This window comes from Lentzea sp. DG1S-22, assembly GCF_036321065.1.
Lineage (GTDB): Bacteria > Actinomycetota > Actinomycetes > Mycobacteriales > Pseudonocardiaceae > Lentzea > Lentzea jiangxiensis.
This window is the reverse complement of sequence record NZ_CP143276.1, coordinates 2,993,606-3,016,169: the sequence shown is the minus strand read 5'-3', so window position 1 is coordinate 3,016,169 and position 22,564 is coordinate 2,993,606. Positions and strand designations below refer to the sequence as shown.

Sequence of the window (22,564 nt, the reverse complement as noted above, 5' to 3'; positions counted from 1 at the left end):
CTCATGGCGTTGCTCGACCTCGATCCGAACGTGGTCGCCACCGCGCGGGAACTCGCCGCGCGGGCGGCCGAACCGGTGGTGTCGCTCGCGAAGGCGCACACCACGGTCGCCGTCGAGCGCGCCACACTCCGCCTGGCCGGCATCACCGGCGCGGACTCCACCCACCGCGCCGGTGACGTGCCGTGGGTCAACCGCGTGATCGACACGGTCCGCGAGCAGTGCGGGCTGGAGCACGGCGTGGTGCTGCCGGCGTTCCACGCCCTCAGGGAGCACAACCTCGGCAGCCTCACGGAGCTCGCCGAGGCGACGGCGGCGGGCCAGGTCCAGTTCAAGATCCCCACGGGCAAGGACCTGACCGCGGCCAGGAAGGCGTCGACGTCCGCTGTCGCCAAGGGGCTCAAGACGGTGGACCGCAACAAGGTCCAGCGCGACAAGCTCGTGGCGAAGCTCGGCGACCCCGCGCAGCGCCCGTGGATCTACCTGATCGTCGCGACCGGCGACATCGACGAGGACGTCGTCCAGGCGCAGAACGCGGCCCGCGCGGGCGCCGACGTCATCGCGGTGATCCGCTCGACGGGGCAGTCGCTGCTCGACTACGTGCCGGAAGGCGCCACGCACCACGGGTTCGCCGGCACGTACGCCACGCAGGAGAACTTCCGGATCATGCGGGCGGCGCTCGACGACGTGTCGAAGGAGGTCGGCCGGTACGTGCGGCTGACCAACTACGCGTCCGGGCTCTGCATGCCCGAGATCGCCGTCCTGGCCGGGCTCCAGCGGCTCGACATGATGTTGAACGACTCGATGTACGGCATCCTGTTCCGCGACATCAACCCGATCCGCACGTTCGTCGACCAGCGCTTCTCCCGCCAGGTCCACGCCCGCGCTGGCATCATCATCAACACCGGCGAGGACAACTACCTCACCACCGCGGACGCAGTCGACGCCGCCCACACCGTCACCGTGAGCCAGCTCCTCAACGAGCACTTCGCCCACGAGGCGGGACTGCCCGACCACCTGCTGGGCCTCGGGCACGCGTTCGAGATCAACCCGAAGGTGCCCGACTCGTTCCGGCTGGAGCTCGCCCACGCCCTGCTGGCGCGCGAGCTCTTCCCGGACGCGCCGCTCAAGTGGATGCCGCCGACCAAGCACATGACCGGCGACGTGTTCAACGGCTACCTGCTGGACGGGTTCTTCAACCTCGCGGGTGTCCTCACCGGGCAGTCCATCCTGCTCGTCGGCATGATGACCGAGGCGGTCGTGACGCCGTTCCTCTCCGACCGCGACCTCGCGCTGCAGAACGTGCGGTACGTGCTGAACGCGGCGGGCAGCCTGGCCGAGGACTTCCGGCCCGCGCCGGACGGGCTCATCGTCAAGCGCGCGCACCAGGTCCTCGGCGAGGCCGTCGACCTGCTCGAGCGGATCGTCGACGACGGGCTGCTCAACGCGATCGCGGACGGCACGTTCGGCCTGATGAAGCGGCCCGCGGACAAGGGCAAGGGCGCGGACGGCGTCGTCGAGAAGGCCGACGCGTACTTCAACCCCGCGAGCGAGATGCTGGAGGCGGCGCAGTGACCGATCCCAAGAGGTACGTGCGGCCGTACGGCGACACCACCGGCGACGGCATGGTCCAGACGTCGTTCACGCTGCCGATCCCCTTCGGCCCGAAGGCGGACGGCGCGGCGCAGCAGCTCGCGAACAAGATGGGCATGGACCCCGCGATGGTGGTCCACTCCAGCCCCATCGGCGACGACTTCACGTTCTTCGTCGTCTACGGCTCGGTGAAGCACCTCGTGGACCTGGACGAGGTGAAGGTCGTCGAGCGCGAGTACCCGTTGCTCAGCCCGGCCGAGGTCAACTCGACGCTCAAGAAGGTGTTGCGGCGCAAGCTCGTCGTCGTCGGCGGCTGCATCGGCACGGACGCGCACACCGTCGGCATCGACGCGATCCTCAACATCAAGGGCTTCGCGGGCGAGAAGGGCCTGGAGTACTACCGCGAGCTGAAGGTCGTGAACCTCGGCGCGCAGGTGAGCGTTCCGGAGCTGGTGCGCAGCGCCCGCGCGGAGAAGGCCGACGCCGTGCTGGTCTCCCAGGTCGTGACCCAGCGGGACGCGCACATCCTGAACACGCAGGAGATGTCCGCGGCGTTCCGCGAGGCGATGGGGGACAGGCGGCCGCTGCTCGTCGCCGGCGGACCCCGGTTCGACCCGCTGATGGCGGGCGAGCTCGGGGTTGATCGAGTTTTCTCCCGGGGTACCACGCCGGGTGAGGTCGCGAGCTACCTGGTGCACGCGATGCAGGCTAAGAAGGGGGTCGCCGCGTGAGCGGGGCTTTGGTCGAAGGTTTCTCGGTGACTCACCGCCGGTACGTGCCGCACTCCCACGCCCACTACGGGGGCAACCTCGTCGACGGCGCCTACGGGCTCGGCATGTTCGGCGACGTCGCCACGGAGATGCTCATCCACACCGACTCGGACGAAGGGCTGTTCGCGGGGTACAGCTCCGTCGAGTTCACGGCGCCGATCCAGGCGGGCGACGTCGTGGAGGCGACGGCGACGCTGGTGCGCATCGGGAAGCGGTCGCGCGAGATCGAGTTCGAGGCCCGCGTGGTGTGCCGTTCGGCACCCGAACGCGGACCTTCGGCGGCCGGCGTGCTGGCTGAACCGATCGTCGTGACGCGCGCGCGTGGCACCGTCGTGGCGCCGAAGGCCGCGGAATGACGACACCGGCGCGCCCCGAGCCGGTGGGAGCGGACCAGACCGATGTGAGGTGAATCGACCGCAACCTTCGCCGCCTTCCTCCGTTGGTCAATACAGAAGTAGCTACATGCGGGGAGGAAGCGGCGTGGTGAAGATCGATCACCAGGGGGAAACACCTCCGTACGAGCAGGTCCGGGTGCACTACGCACACGCGATCTCGAACCGGGAGCTGCCGGTGGGAGCGAAGCTGCCCACGGTGCGCGCCCTGGCCAAGGACCTGGGCCTGGCGGTCAACACGGTGGCGCGCGCCTACCGCGAGCTGGAGGAAGCGGGCCTCGTGGAGACACGGGGCCGCGCCGGCACCGTGGTCAGCGCGAACGGCGACAGCAACCGGGAACGGGTCCGCGCGGCGGCGGCCCAGTACGCGGCGATGTCCGTCGAAGTGGGCCTCACCCGCCAGGAGGCGCTGGAGATCGTCCGCGCCGCCCTGCACGTCTGAGGCGTCACCCACCCGAGTGCAGTGCGCCACCACCCTGCACCTGGGACTCCGACCCGGCCGCGTACCGCACCCCGTGTGCGGCGCGGGTCCGGGGCGAGCGTGGTGCGCGGTCAGCCCGGTTGCTCCGGCCGGGTGATCATCGTCGGTGGGCTGCTCACTGAGCGTCAGCCAGGCGGATGTTCAGCTGTACCCGCCACGTCGTCTTCCTGCGCTGGGTTCTCGGGTCGGTGAGGAACGCTTCGTAGCGGCAGCCGAAGCGGTCGCCGGCCGGGTCGTCCCACCTGTCCAGCCCGTGGCCGTTGTCGTCGGCCCAGTCGAGGAGGAGCTTGTTCGCCCGGCGGGCGTGGTTGACGTAGGTGAGGGTGGCGTAGCTCCCTGCCGGAAGCGCGGCCTCGCCTTGGTGCGGCTCGACGACGACTCCGACCTCCATGTCCATGTCGCCGTTCATGTCGATGACGTTGAGGCGGTGGAAGGTCGGGCCCGCTTCGGTGAGGCCTCGCTCGTGCAGCTCGGCCATGAGCTTGTCGCGAACGGCGAGCATGCCCCGGAACGGGGTGATGACGCGCAGGCCGACGTAGTGGATCTCGGGCTGGGACACGATCTTCGGGCCGTCGATGATCTCCACGGTCGGCACGCTGACAGGCGGTGCCGGGGCGTGCCGAAAGCGCGACACCGCGGCGGTCGGCGCCTGGTCGTGGCGTGCGGACCGGCCGGGTGCCGTCTGCTGGGCGGCAGCGCGCCCGCCTCCCAGGTGGCTGTGCGAACGTCGCCGAACTCTGCGGGCAGCTGAGCGACTGGCACACCGCCTCGCAGGTGGCTGTAAACGTCGCCGAACTCTGCGGACGACTGAGCGACTGGCACACCGCCTCGCTGCAAGACAACCGAGCTCCCGGTGCCGGCCGGAGACCATCCCCGAAGCAGCCGAGCGACGGCCGCGGGAGAGGCCCCGCCCACCCAGGGGGCTGACCACCAACCTCCACCCCAACATAGCGCCCGAACGCGCGTGTCAACCCACCGTTGGGCGATCTGTGGACAACTCCGGGTAGGTCTCCCCGCCCCCACCGACGCACCCCCGGCGACCAGCGCGTTCATCACCCGTTCGCGCTCTTCTCAGGCTCGCATCCGGAGCTAGGCTGCCCCGTGGACCGCGAGTAACTGACTCGTCAGTCAATCTAGGAGTGCGAGATGGGGCGGACCGTCCGAGACGGCCTGCGGCTCACCACCGAACAGGAACAGTTCGTCGCGCTCGCGAGGGAGTTCGCGGCCGAGGAGATCCGTCCGCGCGCCCGCGCCGTCGACGAGGCGGACACCGAGTCGCCGCTCGACGTCTGGGACAGGGCGTCGAAGCTCGGGCTGACGAGTTTCATGATCGGTGAGAGGTTCGGCGGGGGTGGCGTCACCGACCTGCTCACCCAGGTGCTGGTCCAGCAGGAGCTCTGCCACGGCGACATCGGCATCGGCAACCTGATCACGTCCAACGGTTTCTTCAGCGCGCCGGTCGAGAACCTGGGCACGCCCGAACAGCAGGAGCGGTTCCTCACTCCGCTGGGGACTGGGCAACCACCGCTCACGGCCGTCGCGGTCACCGAGCCGGGCAGCGGTTCGGATGCCGCGAGCATCCGGACGTCCGCGCGGAGGCAGGGCGACGAGTACGTCCTCAACGGACAGAAGACCTGGATCTCCAACGCCCCGTACGCCGAGATGTTCGTCATCTTCGCCACGGTCGACCCGGCGAAGCGTGCGCGTGGGGTGACCGCGTTCGTGGTGCCGCGGGACGCGCCCGGTCTCTCGGTCGGACCGCCGTTCAGGAAGATGGGGCAGCGGGCGATCGTGAACGCGGAGGTGTTCCTCGACGACGTGCGCGTGCCCGTCGGGAACCGGCTCGGCGAGGAGGGGCAGGGGTTCGCCGGGCTGATGCGGACGTTCGACGCCTCGCGCATCCTCATCGGCGCCGCCACGACCGGCCTCGCCCGCGCGGCGCTCGACTTCGCGAGCGGCTATGCGCGGGAACGCGAGCAGTTCGGGGTGCCGATCATCCGGCACCAGGCGGTGGCGTTCCGGCTCGCGGACATGGCGACGCGCGTCGACACCTCGCACCTGCTGGCCGTGCGGGCGGCGACGTTGTACGACGAGGGGCACGACGTGGCGCAGGAGTCGGCGATGGCGAAGCTCGTCGGTTCCGAGAACGCCATGTGGTGCACACATGCGGCCGTGCAGACGTTGGGCGGCAACGGTTATAGCCGCGAGTACCCTGTCGAGCGCTGGATGCGCGACGCCAAGCTCGAGGAGATCGAGGAAGGCACCTCGGACATCCAGCGGCTCATCATCTCCCGCGGCCTCGGTGCCAGATGATCTTCTCCGATCCCGCGTCCGTCGCCGTGGTCGGTGCCAGCGACGACCCCGCCAAGTGGGGGCACTGGCTCGCTCGCGGCGCTCTCGTCGGTCATGACCGACGCGCTGTGCACCTCGTGAACCGGGGTGGGGGTGCCGTGCTGGGCCGGCCCACGGTGCGGTCGCTCTCCGAACTGGACGAGGCTCCCGAACTCGTCGTGCTCGCCGTGCCCGCGGCTCACGTGCCGGCGGTGGTGGACGAGGCGTTGGCCGTGGGGGTGCGCGGGTTCGTCGGCATCCCCTCGGGGATCGACGACCGGGTGATCGGCCGGATCCGCGAGTCCGGGGCGCGGCTGCTCGGGCCGAACTGCCTGGGGGTGTTCGACGCGGCGACGTCGCTGCACCTCGCGTGGGGTGAGTTCCAGGCCGGTTCGCTGGGCGTGGTGTCGCAGAGCGGGCAGGTGGGGCTGGAGATCGCCGGGTTCGCGGCGGCGTCGGGGATCGGGATCTCGCGGTTCGTGTCGGTCGGCAACCAGGCCGACGTGACGGCGACGGAGGCGTTGCTGGACCTGGTGTCCCACGACCTGACCACTGTCGTGGGCGTGTACCTGGAGAGTTTCGGTCCGGGGATCGTGGCGGCGATGTCGGCGCTGCGAGCGGCGGGCAAACCGGTGGTGCTGCTGACGGTCGGGTCGTCGATCGCGGCTCGGGAAGCGGCTTTGACGCACACGGGTGCGTTGACGTCCTCTTTGGACGTTGTCGACGCGGCCTGCCGGCGTGCCTGTGCGCGCAGGGTTTCCACGCCGGCCGCTCTGGTCGACCTGGCGGCGGTGCTCACGTCCGGGGTGCCGCGCGGGGTGAGGGTCGGGGTCATCTCGGACTCGGGTGGGCAGGGGGCGATCGCGGCGGACCTCGCGGTGACGGCCGGACTGGTGGTGCCGACGCTGACCGCGGTGGACGGGCTGCCGGAGGGAGCGTCGCGGCGCAACCCGATCGACCTCGCGGGGGCGGGGGAACGGGATCTGGTGAACTACGCCCGTGCCGTGGAAGTGTTGGTGCGCGGGGGAGAAGTCGACTCGGTCGTGTTGTCCGGGTACTTCGGCAGCTACGGAGAGGACACGCCCTCGCTGGCCTCGGCCGAAGTGGGGGTCGCTGAACGGATTTGTGCGCTGGCAAGGGAAACCGGCGTGCCGGTCGTGGTGCACAGCATGCGGGAGGGGTCCGCGGCGGTGCGGGCGCTCAGGGCCGGCGGGGTGCCGGTGCAGCACACGATCGAGCGGGTGGTGGCTGCGCTCGGTGACGCAGCGCGGTTCGGCGTGCTTGATCAACGGTCCGTTCGTGCGGCCAGCGGCCCGGAACTGTCGGTGCCGGCGGGAAGAATGGAAGCGGGGGGATCCCCTGGAGGGGACGCCTGCGTGAGCCTGCCCGGGGCGGCGGCGCCCCGCCGGGCCGGACGTCAGGCCGAGCGAGGCGTTCGTGAGGCCGGGCGGGTCACAGGTCGGGTGGAGTGGGCCGCGAGTGAGGCCGACCAAGCCGTACATCAAGCCGAGCGAGTCGCTCGAAAAGCTGACCAAGCCGTACAACAAGCGGAGCAAGCCACTCGAAAAGCCGACCAGGCCGTACCCTACCGGCCAGGCTACCTCGCGGCCCGCGACCTGCTGAGCTTCGTCGACTTCCCCAGAGCCCACGCCGTCACCACAGCGGCCGACATCGAGGCGTCCGAGCTCCGGCCACCGTTCGCGCTCAAAGCCGACTGGCTCGCCCACAAGAGCGAGCACGGCGGAGTGGAACTCGACCTCACCGACCCTGTCCCGGCCTTCGAAAGGATGCGGGCACGGCTGGGCCCGGGCACGTACGTCCTGGAAGAGATGGACAACAGGAGAAACACCGTCGAACTCATCATCGGCGCACGAAGAGACCACTCGTTCGGCCCGGTCGTGCTGGTGGGCGTGGGCGGCATCCACGCCGAACTGGTCAGGGACACCACCGTCGAGCTCGCACCCGTCACTCCCGCCACGGCACGGGAGATGCTCGAACGCCTCACCTCGGCGCCGCTGCTGTCAGGCAGGCGCGGTGAGCCGGAAGCAGATGTGGCCCAGCTGGCTGACGTGATCGCCACAATGTCGGAGACGCTCGCAGCGAGACCGGACCTGGAAGAGATCGAGCTGAACCCCGTGCGGGTGGGCCCGGGCCGGGTGATCGCGGTCGACGCGCTGGTCATCCCCGCCCGTGTCCCCGAACCGCAGCAGGACGTGCTGCTCCGATTGCGTGATTGCGCGGCTCGATAGGTTCTCCTGCAGTGACGTGAGGAGGCCCGGATGTGGGCTGTGGTGGCACTGCTGGCGTCGCTGGTACCTCCTCCCGGGCCGGTGGCGGTCGAGGTGACGAGCGTCGCGGGCACGGGGTGCCCGGCCGGCACGACGACGGTGGCGATGTCCGAGGACAACCAGGCCTTCACGATCACCTACAGCGACTTCCTGGTGCAGGGCAACGGCAGCGAGGCCAAGAAGAGCTGCACGATCGAGCTGGGGCTCCACCACGCGGCGGGCTACACGTACGGCATCGCGGCGACCGACTACCGGGGGTTCGCGCACCTCACGGACAAAGCGCGCGGCGTGGTGCGGAACAGCTACCGGTTCGCGGGGTTCCCGACGCGGCACAGCAGCCGCGAGTTCCAGGCGATGAGCGACAACTGGCACGTCACGGACACGCCGAGCGGGATCGCGCACGGGCCGTGCAAGGACCGCAAGCCGTTGGCCGTCGAGACCGAGCTGAAGGTCACCGGCAGGGGTCCGGGCAGCTTCCTGACGATGGACTCGACGGACTCCAGCGTGAGCAGCACGTTCCGGCTCTCGTGGAAGAAGTGCGCGGAATAGCGAGCGCGCTGCGGGCGTTGTCTGCTACAGTCCGCTTGTAACGGCAGTGCGCGACCAGTCGCACGTAAGCTCCGACCAGCTGCTGGACCTTCTCCGGTTCGCAGTGGACAGCCCCCGGTTTCGGCGAAGCCGGTGGACACACACCTCAGATGCGGCTGCATCTGCGAGCGCTCTCCTCCCGCGTCAGAAGGTGCGGAGTCGATGAAGCGCGACTTCACCCTCCTGAAAGGACAGACCCGATGCACCTCGGTGTACTCGACATTCGCAACAACAAGGCATTTCTCGTTGACGGACCGCAGGTTCCGCAGAGCCTCGTCCGGCAGCACGACCTGCGCCGCGGCGACCGGATCAGCGGTGAGGCCGGGAACGACAGGCTCGTCAGCGTCGACACGGTCAACGGGCTCAAGCCGCACCGCCGGCCGAGGTTCGAGGACCTGACCCCGCTCTACCCCAACGAAAGGCTGCGGCTCGAGCACGACGCGGACGAGCTGACCAGCCGGACGGTCGACCTGGTCATGCCGGTCGGCAAGGGGCAGAGGGCGCTGATCGCCGCGCCGCCCAAAACAGGCAAGACCGTTGTGCTGCAACAGATCGCGCAGGCGATCGCGAAGAACCACCCGGACGTCCACCTCATCGTCGCGCTCGTCGGCGAACGGCCGGAAGAGGTCACCGACATGCGCACGACGATCCCGGGCGAGATGTTCACCTCCACCTTCGACGAGCACCCCGGCGAGCACATCCGGGTCGCCGAGCTCGCGGTGGAGCGCGCGAAGAGGCTCGTCGAGGACGGGCAGGACGTCGTCGTCCTGCTCGACTCGCTGACGAGGCTGGGGCGGGCCTACAACCTCGCGCAACCGAACGGCGGGCGCATCCTCAGCGGTGGCATCGACGCCAGGGCGCTGACGCCGCCCAAGCAGTTCCTCGGCGCCGCGCGCAACATCGAGAACGGCGGCAGCCTCACGATCTTCGCCACCGCGCTCGTCGAGACGGGGTCGCTGGCCGACACCGCGATCTTCGAGGAGCTCAAGAGCACCGGCAACGCCGAGCTGAAGCTCGACCGCAAGGCCGCGCAGCGCCGGGTCTACCCCGCGGTGGACCTGCACCAGTCCAGCACGCGCAAGGCGGAGCTGCTGGTGTCGCGGCAGGAGCTCGCCATCACGGACGCGATCCGCCGTGCCGTGGCCGAGCGCGACGTCGACGTGCTCCTCGACGGGCTGCGCAAGACGCAGAGCAACGCGGAGTTCCTCCTCCAGATGGCGAGGTGAGCACGGCATACGCTGTGCCGCATGACTTATCTCGAGGTCACGTGGAACGACCCGGCCACCGGGGCACGTGGCTACCTCGTCATCGACCGGCTCGTGCGCGGGGTCAGCAGCGGCGGTCTGCGGATGCGCGCGGGGTGCACGCTCGACGAGGTGCGCGGTCTCGCTGAGGGGATGACCGCCAAGGAAGCCCTCAACTACGACCCCGAGGCGCGCTACGTCCCGCTCGGCGGCGCCAAGGGCGGCATCGACTTCGACCCCTACGACGCCAGGGCGACCGAAGTCCTCACGGCCTACCTGTTCGCCATGTCGCCGTACATCGAACGGTTCTGGACCATGGGGGAGGACCTCGGGCTCAGGCAGTCCACGATCGACGAAGCCATCGGGAAGATCGGGCTGCGGTCGTCCATCCAGGCGGTCTACCCGCTGCTCGACGACGAACACGAAGCACGCCAACGGCTTGCGGACGCCTTCGGCGTCACCGTCGACGGCGTCGGCCTGGACGAGCTCGTCGGTGGCTACGGAGTGGCGCAAGCAGCTCTCCAAGGCGTCCAACACCTCCGGATCGAGAACCCCACGGCCTTCGTGCAGGGCTTCGGTTCGATGGGCGGCGCCACGGCCCGCTACCTCGCCCGCGCGGGCGTCAGGGTCGTCGGGCTCGCCGACATCCACGGCGTGGTGTCCAATCCGGACGGACTCGACGTGGAAACCCTCCTGCTGTCCCGGGATGCGCACGGCGGCATCGACCGGGCGCAGCTCAGGCCGGAGGACCGGGAACTCGACGGCGACCGGTGGCTGAGCGTCGAGGCGGACGTCCTCGTCCCCGCCGCCACCAGCTACGCGATCCACGAGGACAACGCCCACGCCGTCCAGGCGAAGCTCCTCGTCGAGGCCGCCAACATGCCGGTCACGGCCGAGGCGGAGGCCAGGATCAGCGCGCTGGTCATCCCGGACGTCGTCGCCAACTCCGCCACGAACTCCTGGTGGTGGTGGACGCTCTTCGGCGACATCGAGCCCACCGCGGAGTCGGCGTTCGCGAAGATCGGCACGACCATGCGCCGGCTCGTCGCCCGGGTCCTCGACGACGAAGCGTCACCGCGCGAGGCGGCGAGACGGATTGCGGCAGAGGCGATCGAGGAGGTCGAACGGCGGTTCTGAGTACACTCGCGCCATGCCTGGCCTGCAGCGCACAGTCACGGTCGCGGCCCCTCCCGAGCGGGTCTGGGCGGTGCTCACCGACGTCGAGCGCTGGCCCGAGCGCATCCCCACGGTCGAGTCGTTGCGGAAGCTCGACGACGGGCCGCTGGCCGTCGGGTCACGGGCCAGCATCAAGCAGCCGAAGCTGGCCGAGGCGGTGCTGACGGTCACCGAACTGACCGACGGCCGGTCCTTCACCTGGGAGTCGAGGTCGAGCGGCGTCACGGTCACGGCGGGGCACGTCGTCGAACCGCACCCCGGCGGCAGCCGCCTCACCCTCGCGCTGACCCTCGGCGGGCTGATGTCCGGGCTCGGCTGGCTGATGACGAGGTCGACGATCACGCGGTACGTCGAGACCGAGGCCGCCTCGATCAAGGAAGTCGCGGAGACCGCCTAGGGCAGCGGCCCGAGCAGCCACGCGCCCGGCCCGTCCGGGTCCTCCGAGAAGTAGTACCCCCGCCACGCCGCCAGCAGGTCTTCGGTGCCGATGAGACCGTCGCCGTCGTGGTCCAGCCGGGCGTGCACGGCGCGTGCGTCGGCCTCGGAGACGTCCATCATCGCCTGCGACCAGCGGACGTGCTCCTCCAGGCCGATCCGGCCGTCACCGTCGTGGTCGGCGACGGCCAGCAGCGCGTCGAGGTAGGGCACGTAGACGTCGTCGAACGCCTCGGGGCGGCCCAGCAGGCCGCGGACGAACGCCGACTTGTACTCGGCCAGGCTGATCTGCCCGTCGTCGTTCACGTCGGTCATGGCGACCAGGTGCTCCCACACACCCAGCAGCTGCTCGTGCAGCCGCTTGGCGCGCTCGTCGCCGGCGTCCAGGTCGAACGCCGACGTCAGCCTCGTGCACGCCAGCTCGAAGTCCGAGCGCTGCACGTGGCCGTCCTGGTCCGTGTCGTAGGTGGAGAACCTGTGGCTCAGCCTGCGGTCCAGGAACGGCGTGATCTTCATGTCTCCTGTTTACCCTTCACCGCTTCTTGCGACGCGCGGGGGCGCCCACGTAGTCGGCGAGGTGCTCGCCGGTCAGCGTGGAGCGGTCGGCGACGAGATCGGCGGGTGTGCCCTCGAACACCACCTTGCCACCGTCGTGACCTGCGCCGGGACCGAGGTCGATGATCCAGTCGGCGTGGGCCATCACGGCCTGGTGGTGCTCGATCACGATCACCGACTTGCCCGCCTCGACCAGGCGGTCGAGCAGCCCGAGCAGCTGCTGGACGTCGGCGAGGTGCAGACCCGTCGTCGGCTCGTCCAGGACGTAGACGCCACCCTTGTCCGCCATGTGCGTGGCCAGCTTCAGGCGCTGCCGCTCACCGCCGGACAGCGTGGTCAGGGGCTGGCCGAGCGACAGGTAGCCCAGGCCGACGTCGTCGAGCCGTTGCAGGATCGCGTGGGCCGCGGGCGTGCGGGCGTCACCCGAGCCGAAGAACTCGACGGCCTCGGCGACGGGCATCGCGAGCACCTCGGAGATGTCGCGGCCGCCGAACTTGAACTCCAGCACGGCCTGGTCGAACCGCTTGCCCTCGCAGACGTCGCACGGGGACTCGATCGTCGCCATGATGCCGAGGTCGGTGAACACCACGCCGGCGCCGTTGCAGTTCGGGCAGGCACCCTCGGAGTTCGCGCTGAACAGCGCGGGCTTCACGCCGTTGGCCTTGGCGAACGCCTTGCGGATCGGCTCCAGCAGGCCGGTGTAGGTGGCCGGGTTCGAGCGCCGCGACCCCTTGATCGGCGTCTGGTCGACCACGATCGCGCCCGAGTCGCGCGGCATCGACCGGTGGATCAGCGACGACTTGCCCGAGCCCGCGACGCCGGTGACCACGGTCAGCACGCCGAGCGGGATGTCGACGTCCACGTCGCGCAGGTTGTTCGCCGACGCCCCGCGGATCTGCAGGACACCGGTCCGCTCCCGCACCGACGGCTTCAGCGACGCCCGGTCGTCCAGGTGGCGCCCGGTCACCGTGCCGCTGGACCGCAGCCCCTCCAGCGTCCCCTCGAAGCAGATCGTGCCGCCGCCCCGGCCCGCACCCGGACCGAGGTCGACGATGTGGTCCGCGATCGCGATCGTCTCCGGCTTGTGCTCGACGACCAGGACCGTGTTCCCCTTGTCCCGCAACCGGAGCAGAAGGTTGTTCATGCGCTGGATGTCGTGCGGGTGCAGGCCGATCGTCGGCTCGTCGAACACGTACGTCACGTCGGTCAGCGCCGACCCGAGGTGCCGGACCATCTTGACGCGCTGCGCCTCACCGCCGGACAGCGTGCCCGCGGGCCGGTTCAGCGACAGGTAGCCGAGACCGATCTCGACGAACGAGTCGAGCGTGTGCGCGAGCTTGTCGATCAACGGGGCGACGGAGGAGTCCTCCACCCCGCGGATCCACTCCGCCAGGTCGGTGATCTGCATGTCGCACAGGTCCGCGATGGACTGGCCCCTGACCTTCGACGACCGCGCCGCCTCGGTCAGGCGGGTGCCGGCGCACTCCGGGCACGTCCCGAACGTCGCCGCGCGGTCCACGAACGCGCGGATGTGCGGTTGCAGCGCCTCGCGGTCCTTCGACAGCATCGACTTCTGCAGCTTCGGGATCAGGCCCTCGTAGGTCAGGTTGATGCCGTTGACCTTGATCTTGACCGGGTCCCTGTACAGGAAGTCGTGCAGCTCCTTCTTCGTGTACTTGCGGATCGGCTTGGCCGGGTCGATGAACCCGGACTGCGTGAACGTCTGCACCGTCCACTGGTTGTCGACGTTGTAGCCGGGCACCTTGATCGCGCCCTCGAGGATCGACTTCGTCTCGTCGTAGACCTCGGTCAGGTCGATGTCGGAGACCTGGCCGCGGCCCTCGCAGCGCGGGCACATGCCGCCGGTGATGGAGAACTCGCGCCGCTCCTTGACCTTCTGGCCGCCCTTCTCGATCGTCACGGCACCCGCGCCGGAGATCGAGGCGACGTTGAACGAGAACGCCTGCGGACCGCCGATGTGCGGGGTGCCGAGGCGGCTGAACAGGATGCGCAGCATCGCGTTGACGTCGGTCGCGGTGCCGACGGTCGAGCGCGGGTCGGCGCCCATCCGCTGCTGGTCGACCAGGATCGCCGTGGTGATGCCCTCCAGCAGGTACACCTCGGGACGCGGCAGCGTCGGCATGAAGCCCTGGACGAACGCGCTGTAGGTCTCGTTGATCAGCCGCTGCGACTCCGCGGCGATCGTGCCGAACACCAGCGAGCTCTTGCCGGACCCGGAGACACCGGTGAAGACGGTCAGACGGCGCTTCGGGATCTCGACGTCGACGTCGCGCAGGTTGTTCACGCGTGCGCCCTGCACGCGGATCAGGTCGTGGGTGTCGGCATCGTGCGGCGTCGGTGCTGTCCTGGTCATGGCGCAGAACCTAGCCCGCGCACCCCGCTCCTGCCTTCTTGATTCCTGATCGGATGTGGACGGATGCGGTAGTGGTAGGCGGACACCTCGCGGAAGCCCGTCCGTTCGTAGAGCCGGAACGCCGTGGCGTTCCCCCGCTGCGTCTGCAGGTACATGTGGTTCGCCTCCTGCGTGGCCGCCCACGTGGCCAGGGCGGCGAGCACGGACCGCGCGGCGCCTCGGCCCCGTGCGTGCCGCAGCGTCGCCATGCCGAACACGCCTGCCCACCCCTCTTCGGCCACCGCACGGCCCACGGCCACCACCTGGCCGTCGACCTGCGCGTACGCGTACGCGCTCGGGTGTTCGACCCGGCTGAGCAGGTCGCGTTCGGCGCCGACGTCCCGCGTGGTCACCGAGTGCCACGCCGCCAGCCACGCGTCGGTCGGCCGGGTGACGACCTCGCCGGCGTCGGAGTGGGCCTGGCGCAGCACCTCGGCGGTCGAGGCGATCTGCAGGGACATGTCCCGGCCCCGCTCGTAGCCCCGGTCGCCCAGCCTCGCGTCCAGGTCGGCCGCGCACACGCCCGGCGTGATCTGGATCCGCACCGGCGCCCCGCGTTCGGCGCAGAACTCCTCCGCGAGCGCCACCCGGTCCTCCCGGTCGTGGGGCAGCGCGGCGCTCACCCACCAGGCGTCGCCGGGGGAGTGCCGCAGCCACCAGCCGCCCGCCTCCTCGACGTGCGCGGCCGGCTGGGCCCGTGCCGCGTGCTCCTGCAGCGTCTTGAGCAGCACGTCAGTCCAACGACCCCAGCAGCCAGTTGCCGGCCTCGGCCGGGTCCTCCGAGAAGTAGAACTCCCGGATCGCCTCCAGCAGCGCCTTGGTGGCCAGCAACCCGTCCTCGTCGGACAGCAGGTCGTGGATCCCGCGCGCGTCGTGCTCGGAGAGGTTCATCAGCGCGCCGGTCCACCGGACGTGCTCCTCGAGGGTCAGCCTGCCGTCGCCGTCGGAGTCCGCGATCGCCATCACCGCGTCGAGGAACGGCACGTAGTGCTCGTCGAACGACGTGGGCGCCTCCAGCAGCCCGTTCGCGAACGCCGTCTTGTACTCCTCGACGCTGATCCGCCCGTCGCCGTCGGTGTCGGCGACCGACGAGAGCAGCTCCCACAACCCGGCCAGCTGCGCGTGGAACCGGACGGCTTTCGGGGCGTCGGCCGCCAGCCCGAACGCCTCCGTGGTGCGCTCACCCGCCTGTGTGAAGTCCTCGCGCTCGACGAAACCGTCGCCGTCGGTGTCGTACGTGCGAAACCGGCGGGCCAGCTTGCGCTCCAGGAAGGCGGTGATCTCCATGAGGTCCTTCTACCTCATTTGTCAGCGGCGGCCCAGCCCGGAGAGCCCGGCGGCGACGACCACCATGCCGACCACGCCGAGCAGCGCGGCCAGAGCGCCGGCCACCGGTTTCGACACCGGCTGCACGTGCGCGATCGGACGGGGAGGCGCCGGTTCGGCGGGCGGCGTGGGCCGTGCCGGCTCGGAGGACGGCGGCGCGGCCACCGAGTCGATCCGCACGACGGTGCTCTCGCTGATCGCGGTACCCGCTCCCGCGCCGGACACCGTCAGCCGGGAGTTCACCGGCGCGGTGACCAGGCACGTGTAGGTGATGCGCTGACGCGGTTGCAGCACCGGGAACACCCGGCGGCACGCGGCGGGCTCGCCCTCGACGCGGACGTCGGTGATCGGCAGGTCCGACAGGTTCGTGATGGTGATGGTGACCGTGACGACCTCACCGTCCCGAGCGCGGTCCTTCGACCACAGCGCGCTGATCGTCAGCCGCGGGTAGATGACCTCGACCTGCGTCGACGCCGTCGCCTCGACCTTGCCGCCGATCTTGTCCGACGCCGTGACGGTGGCGGTCAGCACGCCGCTCTCGTCGCCCGCGGGCGCCGTGCAGTCGACGGCGGAGATCGCGCCGGGGTCGAGCTGGCCCTGCATGGGCTCGCACCCCGACGTCGCGCGGGCGCTGAGGCCGTAGAGCGGGGTGTCGCCGGTGTTCGTGACGGTCGTCGTGAACTTCACGGCCTGGCCCGGCAGGGCGGTCATCGACTCGGTCGCGGCGATCGCGCGCAACGCCGGGTGCAGCACGTCGACCGCCGACGCCTTCTGCACCGCGAGCGGGTCACCCGCGAGGCTGCTCCCGGTCACCGCGACGGTGGCCTGGTAGTCGTCGTCCGCCGCCGTGGACGAGCAGGTGCGGGTCACCGTGGCGCGCGAGTCGACCGTACCGACCTGGTGGCCGCACACCGACACCCCGGCCGCGGGCGCGTCACCGGTGTTGGTGATCGTCGCGGTCTGCGTGACGGTGGTCCCGGGGTGCGCCGCGGGCTGCTCGGGCGTCACCTCCAGCGCGAGCTCGGGCAGCGGGAACGACCAGGCGACGTTCTGCACCAGGAACGCGTCGTCGGCTCTCCGGAACTCCAGTTCGGCGCTCTTGCTGCCGGGTTTGAGGACGTTGTCGCCGAGGGTGAACGTGCGCGCGTCGACGCTCATGTTGTTGAGGTGCGGTGCGCCCTGTGCGGACGACATGAACGCGTTGCTCCCGCCGATGGAGGTGCCGTTGACCAGCAGCTGGTCGCCGTCCGTGGCCCAGTCGCCCTCGTAGGCGGTCACCCCCACCCGGATCGCCCCTCCGGCGGGGTGCGTGGGTGCGATCGGGGTGGTCAGCACCGGCTTCTTCGTGGGGAGCCGGACGTGGCCGCCGTGCACCGCGACGTGGCGCCGGGCCGGTGCCGCCGCGGTGGGGCCTTCGAACTTCCACACGACCGTCAGCGACCAGCCGCCGAAGCAGTCGAACCCCTGCGGTGCCCAGACGTTGCCCACGGTCACGGTGCCGCTGGTCAGCGCGCGGGTGACGTCGGCTTCGGCGCTGTAGAAGGCGTTGTCGGTGTGCGAGAGGTCCTCGGGGGAGTCCTGGACGAACCGGCCGGGGCTGACCGGCGTGCCGTTGAGGACGACCGGGTCGCGCGGCGAGCCGGGAGGTGCGACCGCGTCGCGGCAGGTGGCGCTGCCCGCCCAGCCGAGCTTCGCGTGGGCGACGGTGGCGCCGGCCGGGATCGCCAGCTGGGCCCGGGAGGAGGTGAACGTCGCCGGGTCGTCGTCGACGTCGGTCCAGGACATGCGGTGGCTGTTGTTCAGCGCCGACGGGCCGTGGCCCTTGCGGTCCAGCGCGTCCGCGCAGGACTTCGGCGGGTACTTCGGGTGGGGCCCGGCCTGCTCGGGCGTCGGACAGCTCAGGACGGAGTTGCCGATGACCGTGACGTCCCCGTACACCGCCGCGTCGAACTGCGTGCGCCACACCTCGTCCGCGGCCACCGGCGGGCCGGGTGCCAGCAGGGGGACCAGCAGCACGACGGCGATGAGGATCGGTGCACGCATGCCACGCCTTCCGGTCGGGATCGGCCACAGGTTGGCACGCTCCGCCCCGGTTGTCACCGAGCGTTGATCATGATGTCCTCACTCTCCGTCGAGGACGGACAGCCTCGGTTCTCCTGTTCGTGTCAACGGCTTCGGCGTCCGGGTTCCGATGTGGACGGACCGTGCTCATGATCAACGCCCGTTGCTCCCGTTGGGCGCACAACAGTGCCGGGAAGCGTGGTGTTGGTGGTCAAACGGCGTCCGCTGTGGGGTGATTGATGCCATGTGGACCGGGCTGGTAGTCGTTCTCGCGTCGGTGGTCGTCACGGCGGCAGCGCTCCTGCTCTTCGGGCGTTCACGGACCCACGAGCAGGCCGACGACCGGGACGGGGACTCGCGCGGCTTCCTCGGCGCGGTGATCAGCGGCCTGTTCATCGTCGCGCTGGCCTTCTACATGGTGATCGTCTGGGAGGCGGGCGGTACCGCCGAGGGCAACGCGTCCAGGGAGGCCGCCGCCGTCGCCGACGTCTACTGGCAGACGGCCGCCATGCCGCAACCCCAGCGCGACCACATCCGCTCGCTGCTGACCGAGTACCCGAAGCTGGTGGCCTACCGGGAGTGGCCGAAGCTCCAGGTGGGCGAGTCGGACGGCAAGACCACCGAGACGCTCCACGCGCTGCACGCCGAGATCCTCGGCCTGCCCTCCACCCCGGAGGAGGTGAAGAGCGCGCGGGAACGCTCCCTCGAACGGATGCGGGAGATCACCGACCTGCGGCGCGACCGGCTCGACTCGGCGAGGGGCCTCGACAACACCGGCAGCATCATGCTGGTCGGGACGATCGTCGGAGCCGTCGCGATGGTCATCTACCCGATCCTGATCGGATTCACCGCGCGCAAGCGGCACTTCCTGCAGATGGGCCTCGCCTCGGCCGTGCTGGCGATCGTGTGCGTGTTGTGCGTGGGCATGACACAGCCGTTCGACGGATGGTTCCGGGTGCAACCGGAGGCGTTCACGAGCCTGATGGAGGAGCTGGCGGGCATACCTTCCGAGCAGAGCCGGTAGCCGTGAAGACCATGCCGCTGCCCCGTGCCGGTGAGCGGCACGGGGCAGCGGGCTGATCAGTAGTTGCGGCTGGGCATGATCACCCAGAGCACGATGTAGACGACGAACTGCGGTCCGGGCAGAAGGCAGGACAGCAGGAACAGAAGGCGCACGGTGCTCGCCTTCATCCCCCAGCGCTGGGCGAGCCCCGCGCAGACACCCGCGATCATCCGGTTGGTCCTGGGCCTGCTCAAAGCAACTGTCGTGGTCATGCACCCAGGATGCCCAGGATCAGCGGTTTGTTGCATCGGGACCAACCCTGATTTGACCCGGATGAGCCACGTCACCCGATACCGGGGCTCCTGACCGCAACAGCAGGGGCCCGCGAAGCGTCAGCCGACGGACACGGTGGTGAGCTGGTCGACGAACCTCAGGCACGTGGTGCGCATCGTGTCGACCGTCATGGCCTTCGACCCGGCCAGCACCTGCAGGGCGAGGCCGTCGAGCATGCTCACCATCATGTTCGCCAGCTCGACCGGGTCTCCGGGCGCCGCGATCTCGCCGGAGGCCTGGCCGTCGCGGAAGATCCCCGCCACGATGTCGCGCCATTCGCCGTAGAAGCGCTCGTTGAGCTCCTGCAGCTCGGGGCTGCGGATGGCCTCGACCCACAGTTCGGCCCAGACCTTCCACGCCTCGACGGTCTCGGCGCCCTCGGGGAGGTACGACTCGACCACCATGCGCAGGCGGGACAGCGGGGGCTCGTCGGACTCGAGGATCCAGCGGCGGCGCTTGACCGAGAGCTCGAAGCAGTGCTCGAACGCGGCGTCGGTGAGCTCGCGCTTGGTCTCGAAGTAGTAGTGGACCGTGCCACCGGAGACGCCCGCGTCCCTGGCGACGTCGGACACCCGGAGGTGGCGGAAGCCCTCGGCCGCGATCACCTTGCAGGTGGACGCGAGGATCTGCGCCTTGCGTTCGGCTTCCACGCTTGGACGGGGCATCCGTCACCTCCTGATTTACGCGGAACCTTACCGAAACTTCCGGCGGAGCTTGCGCTTGTCCGCCTTTCCGGCTTTCGCCGACGGCAGTTCCGGGACGACCGCGACGCCCGCGGCCGGTGGAACTCGCCCAAATTCTGCGGCCGCCGTCCCCAATGCCGTCGGCGTCGACATCCGGTCCGCCGGTGATCCGAAACCGGTGCTCGACCTCGTCGAGTGCCATGTCAGGCCCCCGAAAGCCGCCGTGTGCCGGACGCCGGGAAGCGCGACGACGAAGCCGTCGAGAAGTCGCGGGCAAACGTTGTCAGAAGTCCTGCCGGTCACGATGACGTCTTTGCCGCGATCGTTCAAGTGCGGGTGCCATCGTTGTCGAAATAGTCCGTGCGGCCGGTGTTGAACCAGCCATCCGCCATTTCGCTCAACGGCGGTTCACCCCAATAGTCGTCCACGGCCAATGGGTCACGTACCCGAATGTCGCCCTCCCGGATCTCGACCACGGCGAACGGGGTGGCTTGCCGATCGTGCTCCGTGGACGCCGTTCCGGCACGGGATCGACGGAGGCCACACGTCCCGTCCACCTCCGGCCTCGTAGGCTGGCCGGGTGGTCGCACCCCCCGTCGCGCCGGAATCGCCGCACTCGCCCGCCCGCCGGCGGAAGGTGAGCTTTCCGCTGCTCACAAGCATGGCTCTCGCCGTCGCGGGCGGAGTGCTCGTCTACCTCAGCTTCCCGCCGCGCCCCCTGTGGTTCCTGGCGCCGGTCGGCTTCGCGGTGCTCGCGCACGTGATCTACGGCAAGCGTGCGCGCGCAGGCTTCGGATACGGGCTGTTGTTCGGGCTCGGGTTCATGGTGCCGTTGCTGCAGTGGACCGGCGAGTTCGTCGGGCTGGTCGCCTCGCTGCCGCTGTCGCTGGCGTGCGCGCTGATGATCTCGCTCGGCACGACGGCGATGGCGCTCGTCTCGCGGGTGCCCGGCTGGCCGTTGTGGGCGGCGTGCCTGTGGGTGGCGGACGAGGCGTTGCGCGGGGTGTTCCCGTTCGGCGGCTTCACCTGGGGCAAGATCGCGTTCGGGCAGCCGGAGGGCTGGTTCCTGCCCCTCGCGTCGCTGGGCGGGGCGCCGCTCGTGACGTTCGCGGTGGTGCTGTCCGGCTTCGGGCTGTTCTGGCTCGTGAGGAACTGGAAGCTCGGCCTGCCGCTGGTCGCGGTGCCGGTGGTGGCGGGGCTGGTGGTGCCCGTCGGCGTGGACCCGTCCGCCGGGACCGTCACGGTCGCCGCGATCCAGGGCAACGTGCCGCGCGCCGGGCTCGACTTCAACGCCCAGCGCCGGGCGGTGCTCGACAACCACGCCAAGCGGACGACGCAGCTCGCGGCCGATATCGCCGCGGGCAGGGCCGAGCAGCCCGACGTCGTGATCTGGCCGGAGAACTCCTCCGACATCGACCCGTTCCGCAACGCCGACGCCGCCGCGGTGATCGACGCGGCCGCCAAGGCGATCAAGGCGCCGGTCGCGGTCGGTGCCGTGGTGCTCGACCGCACCGACGGGCTGCCGCGCAACCAGGTCGTGCTCTGGGACCCCGAGAAGGGGCCGACGGACACCTACACCAAGCGCAAGCTGCAGCCCTTCGGCGAGACGATGCCCATGCGGTCGTTCTTCCGGCTGTTCGCGTCCGAGGTCGACCGGGCGGGCGTCTTCCAGCCCGGCACGGACCCGGAGGGTTTCGTCATGGGACCCGCGAAGGTCGCGATCGACACGTGTTACGAAGTGGCGTTCGACTCAGTGGTCCGCGACTCCGTGACGGCCGGCGCGACGATCATCGCGATCCCGACGAACAACGCCACGTTCGGGTACACGGAGATGACCTACCAGCAGCTTTCCATGTCCAGGGTCCGCGCCGTCGAGCACGGCAGGGCGGTCGTGGTGGCCGCCACCTCGGGCGTCAGCGCTATCGTCGAACCCGACGGTTCCGTCACTCGGAAGACGGGGCTGTTCGAGCCGGACGCCTTGGTCGCGACACTGCCGCTGAGGTCACAGACTACGCTGGCGACTCGGCTAGGAGCCTGGCCCGAGTGGGTGATCACCGCTGCGGGCCTTGTGGCGTTGGCGCTGGGCTTCACACGACGACGGAAGGACTCGAATGGCGCAGCAGCCTGACCAGGAACTCGGGCAGGTGCTGGTGGTGATCCCGACCTACAACGAGCGGGACAACATCGGAAAGATCGTCAAGAGGCTGCACACGGCACTGCCCGACGTGCACGTGCTGGTGGTCGACGACGGCAGCCCCGATGGCACCGGGCAGCTCGCCGACGAGATGGCGGCCGCGGACGACCGGGTCCACGTGATGCACCGCACCGAGAAGGCCGGTCTGGGCGCCGCGTACGTCGCGGGCTTCCAGTGGGCGCTGGAGCGGGACTACGGCGTCGTGTGCGAGATGGACGCCGACGGGTCGCATGCCCCCGAACAGCTGCACCGGCTGCTCGACGCCCTGCCCCAGGCCGACCTGGTGCTCGGCTCGCGCTGGGTGCCGGGTGGCGAGGTCGTGAACTGGCCGGCGCAGCGCAAGCTGCTCTCGCTGGGCGGCTCGCTGTACTCGCGGCTCGCCCTGGGCGCGAACATCCGCGACATGACGGGCGGCTACCGGGCGTTCCGCGCGGACACCCTGCGCAAGCTCAACCTCGCCTCGGTCGCCTCCGCGGGCTACTGCTTCCAGATCGACCTGCTGTGGCGGACGCTCGAGCTGGGCTTCCGGGTCCGCGAGGTGCCGATCACGTTCCAGGAGCGCGAGTTCGGCGAGTCGAAGATGAGCGGCAACATCGTGCGCGAGGCGCTGATCCGCGTGACGAAATGGGGCCTGCGGCGGCGCGGCAACCAGGTCAAGGACCTGTTCAGCGGCAAGAGGAAGTAGCGCGGCGCGGGTGTCC

The 22,564-nt window shown here is 70.0% G+C and carries 22 protein-coding genes; 13 read left to right on the top strand and 9 right to left on the bottom strand.

Going from position 1 to position 22,564, the window contains the following annotated elements; translation table 11 throughout:
* Positions 1-3 precede the first annotated feature (3 nt).
* From V1227_RS13065 to V1227_RS13050, 4 genes are all read left to right on the top strand, one after another.
* On the top strand, positions 4-1,572 hold the full coding sequence (locus V1227_RS13065; RefSeq protein WP_329792775.1) for a lysine 5,6-aminomutase subunit alpha: 1,569 nt from the start codon (positions 4-6) through the stop codon (positions 1,570-1,572).
* The gene (locus V1227_RS13060; protein WP_329792774.1) at positions 1,569-2,321 is read left to right on the top strand and encodes an OAM dimerization domain-containing protein; all 753 of its coding nucleotides are present in this window, start codon (positions 1,569-1,571) and stop codon (positions 2,319-2,321) included. The genes V1227_RS13065 and V1227_RS13060 overlap by 4 nt, the downstream gene beginning before the upstream one ends.
* Before the next feature lie 26 nt (positions 2,322-2,347).
* Positions 2,348-2,716, top strand: coding sequence for a hotdog fold domain-containing protein (locus tag V1227_RS13055; protein ID WP_329792773.1), 369 nt, complete (start codon positions 2,348-2,350; stop codon positions 2,714-2,716).
* 124 nt (positions 2,717-2,840) lie between these two features.
* A complete protein-coding gene (locus V1227_RS13050; protein ID WP_236224676.1) occupies positions 2,841-3,194 on the top strand; it encodes a GntR family transcriptional regulator in 354 nt (117 codons plus the stop codon).
* Between the two features lie 154 nt (positions 3,195-3,348).
* Here the strand turns inward: V1227_RS13050 and V1227_RS13045 are convergent, their stop codons facing one another.
* The gene (locus V1227_RS13045) at positions 3,349-3,819 is read right to left on the bottom strand and encodes a hypothetical protein (RefSeq protein ID WP_329792772.1); all 471 of its coding nucleotides are present in this window, start codon (positions 3,817-3,819) and stop codon (positions 3,349-3,351) included.
* A gap of 560 nt (positions 3,820-4,379) precedes the next feature.
* Here V1227_RS13045 and V1227_RS13040 point away from each other — a divergent pair.
* The 6 genes from V1227_RS13040 to V1227_RS13015 all read left to right on the top strand — a co-directional run bounded on the left by V1227_RS13040 (position 4,380) and on the right by V1227_RS13015 (position 11,257).
* A complete protein-coding gene (locus V1227_RS13040) occupies positions 4,380-5,546 on the top strand; it encodes an acyl-CoA dehydrogenase family protein (RefSeq protein ID WP_329792771.1) in 1,167 nt (388 codons plus the stop codon).
* A complete protein-coding gene (locus V1227_RS13035; protein ID WP_329792770.1) occupies positions 5,543-7,813 on the top strand; it encodes an acetate--CoA ligase family protein in 2,271 nt (756 codons plus the stop codon). Before V1227_RS13040 ends, V1227_RS13035 begins: the two co-directional genes overlap by 4 nt.
* Positions 7,814-7,843: 30 nt before the next feature.
* Positions 7,844-8,401 carry a DUF4360 domain-containing protein gene (locus tag V1227_RS13030; protein ID WP_329792769.1) on the top strand — a complete coding sequence of 186 codons (558 nt, stop codon included), beginning with the start codon at positions 7,844-7,846 and terminating at the stop codon, positions 8,399-8,401.
* A gap of 239 nt (positions 8,402-8,640) precedes the next feature.
* The gene (gene rho / locus V1227_RS13025) at positions 8,641-9,666 is read left to right on the top strand and encodes a transcription termination factor Rho (protein WP_329792768.1); all 1,026 of its coding nucleotides are present in this window, start codon (positions 8,641-8,643) and stop codon (positions 9,664-9,666) included.
* Positions 9,667-9,687: 21 nt separating this feature from the next.
* Positions 9,688-10,821, top strand: coding sequence for a Glu/Leu/Phe/Val dehydrogenase dimerization domain-containing protein (locus V1227_RS13020; protein ID WP_329792767.1), 1,134 nt, complete (start codon positions 9,688-9,690; stop codon positions 10,819-10,821).
* 13 nt (positions 10,822-10,834) lie between these two features.
* Positions 10,835-11,257 carry an SRPBCC family protein gene (locus V1227_RS13015; protein ID WP_329792766.1) on the top strand — a complete coding sequence of 141 codons (423 nt, stop codon included), beginning with the start codon at positions 10,835-10,837 and terminating at the stop codon, positions 11,255-11,257.
* On the opposite strand, the gene V1227_RS13010 is transcribed toward V1227_RS13015, so the two are convergent.
* The 5 genes from V1227_RS13010 to V1227_RS12990 are packed head-to-tail and all read right to left on the bottom strand — an operon-like array spanning position 11,254 to position 17,632.
* A complete protein-coding gene (locus V1227_RS13010) occupies positions 11,254-11,811 on the bottom strand; it encodes an EF-hand domain-containing protein (RefSeq protein ID WP_329792765.1) in 558 nt (185 codons plus the stop codon). The two genes, V1227_RS13015 and V1227_RS13010, sit on opposite strands and share 4 nt — an antisense overlap.
* Before the next feature lie 16 nt (positions 11,812-11,827).
* Entirely contained in the window at positions 11,828-14,224 is a 2,397-nt protein-coding gene (locus tag V1227_RS13005) for an excinuclease ABC subunit UvrA (protein WP_329792764.1), read from the bottom strand.
* Positions 14,221-14,994 carry a GNAT family N-acetyltransferase gene (locus tag V1227_RS13000; protein ID WP_329792763.1) on the bottom strand — a complete coding sequence of 258 codons (774 nt, stop codon included), beginning with the start codon at positions 14,992-14,994 and terminating at the stop codon, positions 14,221-14,223. The genes V1227_RS13005 and V1227_RS13000 overlap by 4 nt, the downstream gene beginning before the upstream one ends.
* Before the next feature lies 1 nt (position 14,995).
* Positions 14,996-15,550 carry an EF-hand domain-containing protein gene (locus tag V1227_RS12995; RefSeq protein WP_329792762.1) on the bottom strand — a complete coding sequence of 185 codons (555 nt, stop codon included), beginning with the start codon at positions 15,548-15,550 and terminating at the stop codon, positions 14,996-14,998.
* Between the two features lie 21 nt (positions 15,551-15,571).
* Positions 15,572-17,632 carry a hypothetical protein gene (locus tag V1227_RS12990; RefSeq protein ID WP_329792761.1) on the bottom strand — a complete coding sequence of 687 codons (2,061 nt, stop codon included), beginning with the start codon at positions 17,630-17,632 and terminating at the stop codon, positions 15,572-15,574.
* 262 nt (positions 17,633-17,894) lie between these two features.
* Between V1227_RS12990 and V1227_RS12985 the strand changes: the two genes are divergently transcribed.
* The gene (locus V1227_RS12985) at positions 17,895-18,674 is read left to right on the top strand and encodes a bestrophin-like domain (RefSeq protein WP_329792760.1); all 780 of its coding nucleotides are present in this window, start codon (positions 17,895-17,897) and stop codon (positions 18,672-18,674) included.
* A gap of 56 nt (positions 18,675-18,730) precedes the next feature.
* On the opposite strand, the gene V1227_RS12980 is transcribed toward V1227_RS12985, so the two are convergent.
* The 3 genes from V1227_RS12980 to V1227_RS12970 form a co-directional block, all read right to left on the bottom strand.
* Positions 18,731-18,925, bottom strand: a complete 195-nt coding sequence (locus V1227_RS12980; protein ID WP_090098842.1) for a PspC domain-containing protein — start codon at positions 18,923-18,925, stop codon at positions 18,731-18,733.
* A 120-nt stretch (positions 18,926-19,045) separates the two neighbouring features.
* Entirely contained in the window at positions 19,046-19,651 is a 606-nt protein-coding gene (locus V1227_RS12975) for a TetR/AcrR family transcriptional regulator (RefSeq protein WP_236224690.1), read from the bottom strand.
* Between the two features lie 344 nt (positions 19,652-19,995).
* Positions 19,996-20,145, bottom strand: a complete 150-nt coding sequence (locus V1227_RS12970; protein ID WP_329792759.1) for a hypothetical protein — start codon at positions 20,143-20,145, stop codon at positions 19,996-19,998.
* A 185-nt stretch (positions 20,146-20,330) separates the two neighbouring features.
* Here V1227_RS12970 and lnt point away from each other — a divergent pair, with 185 nt between their 5' ends.
* Together lnt and V1227_RS12960 are read left to right on the top strand one after the other, a co-directional pair.
* Positions 20,331-21,797 (top strand): apolipoprotein N-acyltransferase, encoded by a 1,467-nt coding sequence (gene lnt / locus V1227_RS12965; RefSeq protein WP_329792758.1) that lies wholly within the window; start codon positions 20,331-20,333, stop codon positions 21,795-21,797.
* Positions 21,781-22,548, top strand: a complete 768-nt coding sequence (locus tag V1227_RS12960; RefSeq protein ID WP_329792757.1) for a polyprenol monophosphomannose synthase — start codon at positions 21,781-21,783, stop codon at positions 22,546-22,548. Before lnt ends, V1227_RS12960 begins: the two co-directional genes overlap by 17 nt.
* Positions 22,549-22,564: the final 16 nt, after the last annotated feature.

Coding starts and splice junctions, on each gene's coding strand:
- V1227_RS13065 (WP_329792775.1), top strand. CDS start 4: ATGGCGTTGCTCGACCTCGATCCGAACGTGGTCGCCACCGCGCGGGAA.
- V1227_RS13040 (WP_329792771.1), top strand. CDS start 4,380: ATGGGGCGGACCGTCCGAGACGGCCTGCGGCTCACCACCGAACAGGAA.
- V1227_RS13035 (WP_329792770.1), top strand. CDS start 5,543: ATGATCTTCTCCGATCCCGCGTCCGTCGCCGTGGTCGGTGCCAGCGAC.
- V1227_RS13030 (WP_329792769.1), top strand. CDS start 7,844: ATGTGGGCTGTGGTGGCACTGCTGGCGTCGCTGGTACCTCCTCCCGGG.
- rho (WP_329792768.1), top strand. CDS start 8,641: ATGCACCTCGGTGTACTCGACATTCGCAACAACAAGGCATTTCTCGTT.
- V1227_RS13020 (WP_329792767.1), top strand. CDS start 9,688: ATGACTTATCTCGAGGTCACGTGGAACGACCCGGCCACCGGGGCACGT.
- V1227_RS13015 (WP_329792766.1), top strand. CDS start 10,835: ATGCCTGGCCTGCAGCGCACAGTCACGGTCGCGGCCCCTCCCGAGCGG.
- V1227_RS13010 (WP_329792765.1), bottom strand. CDS start 11,811: ATGAAGATCACGCCGTTCCTGGACCGCAGGCTGAGCCACAGGTTCTCC.
- V1227_RS13005 (WP_329792764.1), bottom strand. CDS start 14,224: ATGACCAGGACAGCACCGACGCCGCACGATGCCGACACCCACGACCTG.
- V1227_RS12995 (WP_329792762.1), bottom strand. CDS start 15,550: ATGGAGATCACCGCCTTCCTGGAGCGCAAGCTGGCCCGCCGGTTTCGC.
- V1227_RS12990 (WP_329792761.1), bottom strand. CDS start 17,632: ATGCGTGCACCGATCCTCATCGCCGTCGTGCTGCTGGTCCCCCTGCTG.
- V1227_RS12985 (WP_329792760.1), top strand. CDS start 17,895: ATGTGGACCGGGCTGGTAGTCGTTCTCGCGTCGGTGGTCGTCACGGCG.
- V1227_RS12980 (WP_090098842.1), bottom strand. CDS start 18,925: ATGACCACGACAGTTGCTTTGAGCAGGCCCAGGACCAACCGGATGATC.
- V1227_RS12975 (WP_236224690.1), bottom strand. CDS start 19,651: ATGCCCCGTCCAAGCGTGGAAGCCGAACGCAAGGCGCAGATCCTCGCG.
- lnt (WP_329792758.1), top strand. CDS start 20,331: ATGGCTCTCGCCGTCGCGGGCGGAGTGCTCGTCTACCTCAGCTTCCCG.
- V1227_RS12960 (WP_329792757.1), top strand. CDS start 21,781: ATGGCGCAGCAGCCTGACCAGGAACTCGGGCAGGTGCTGGTGGTGATC.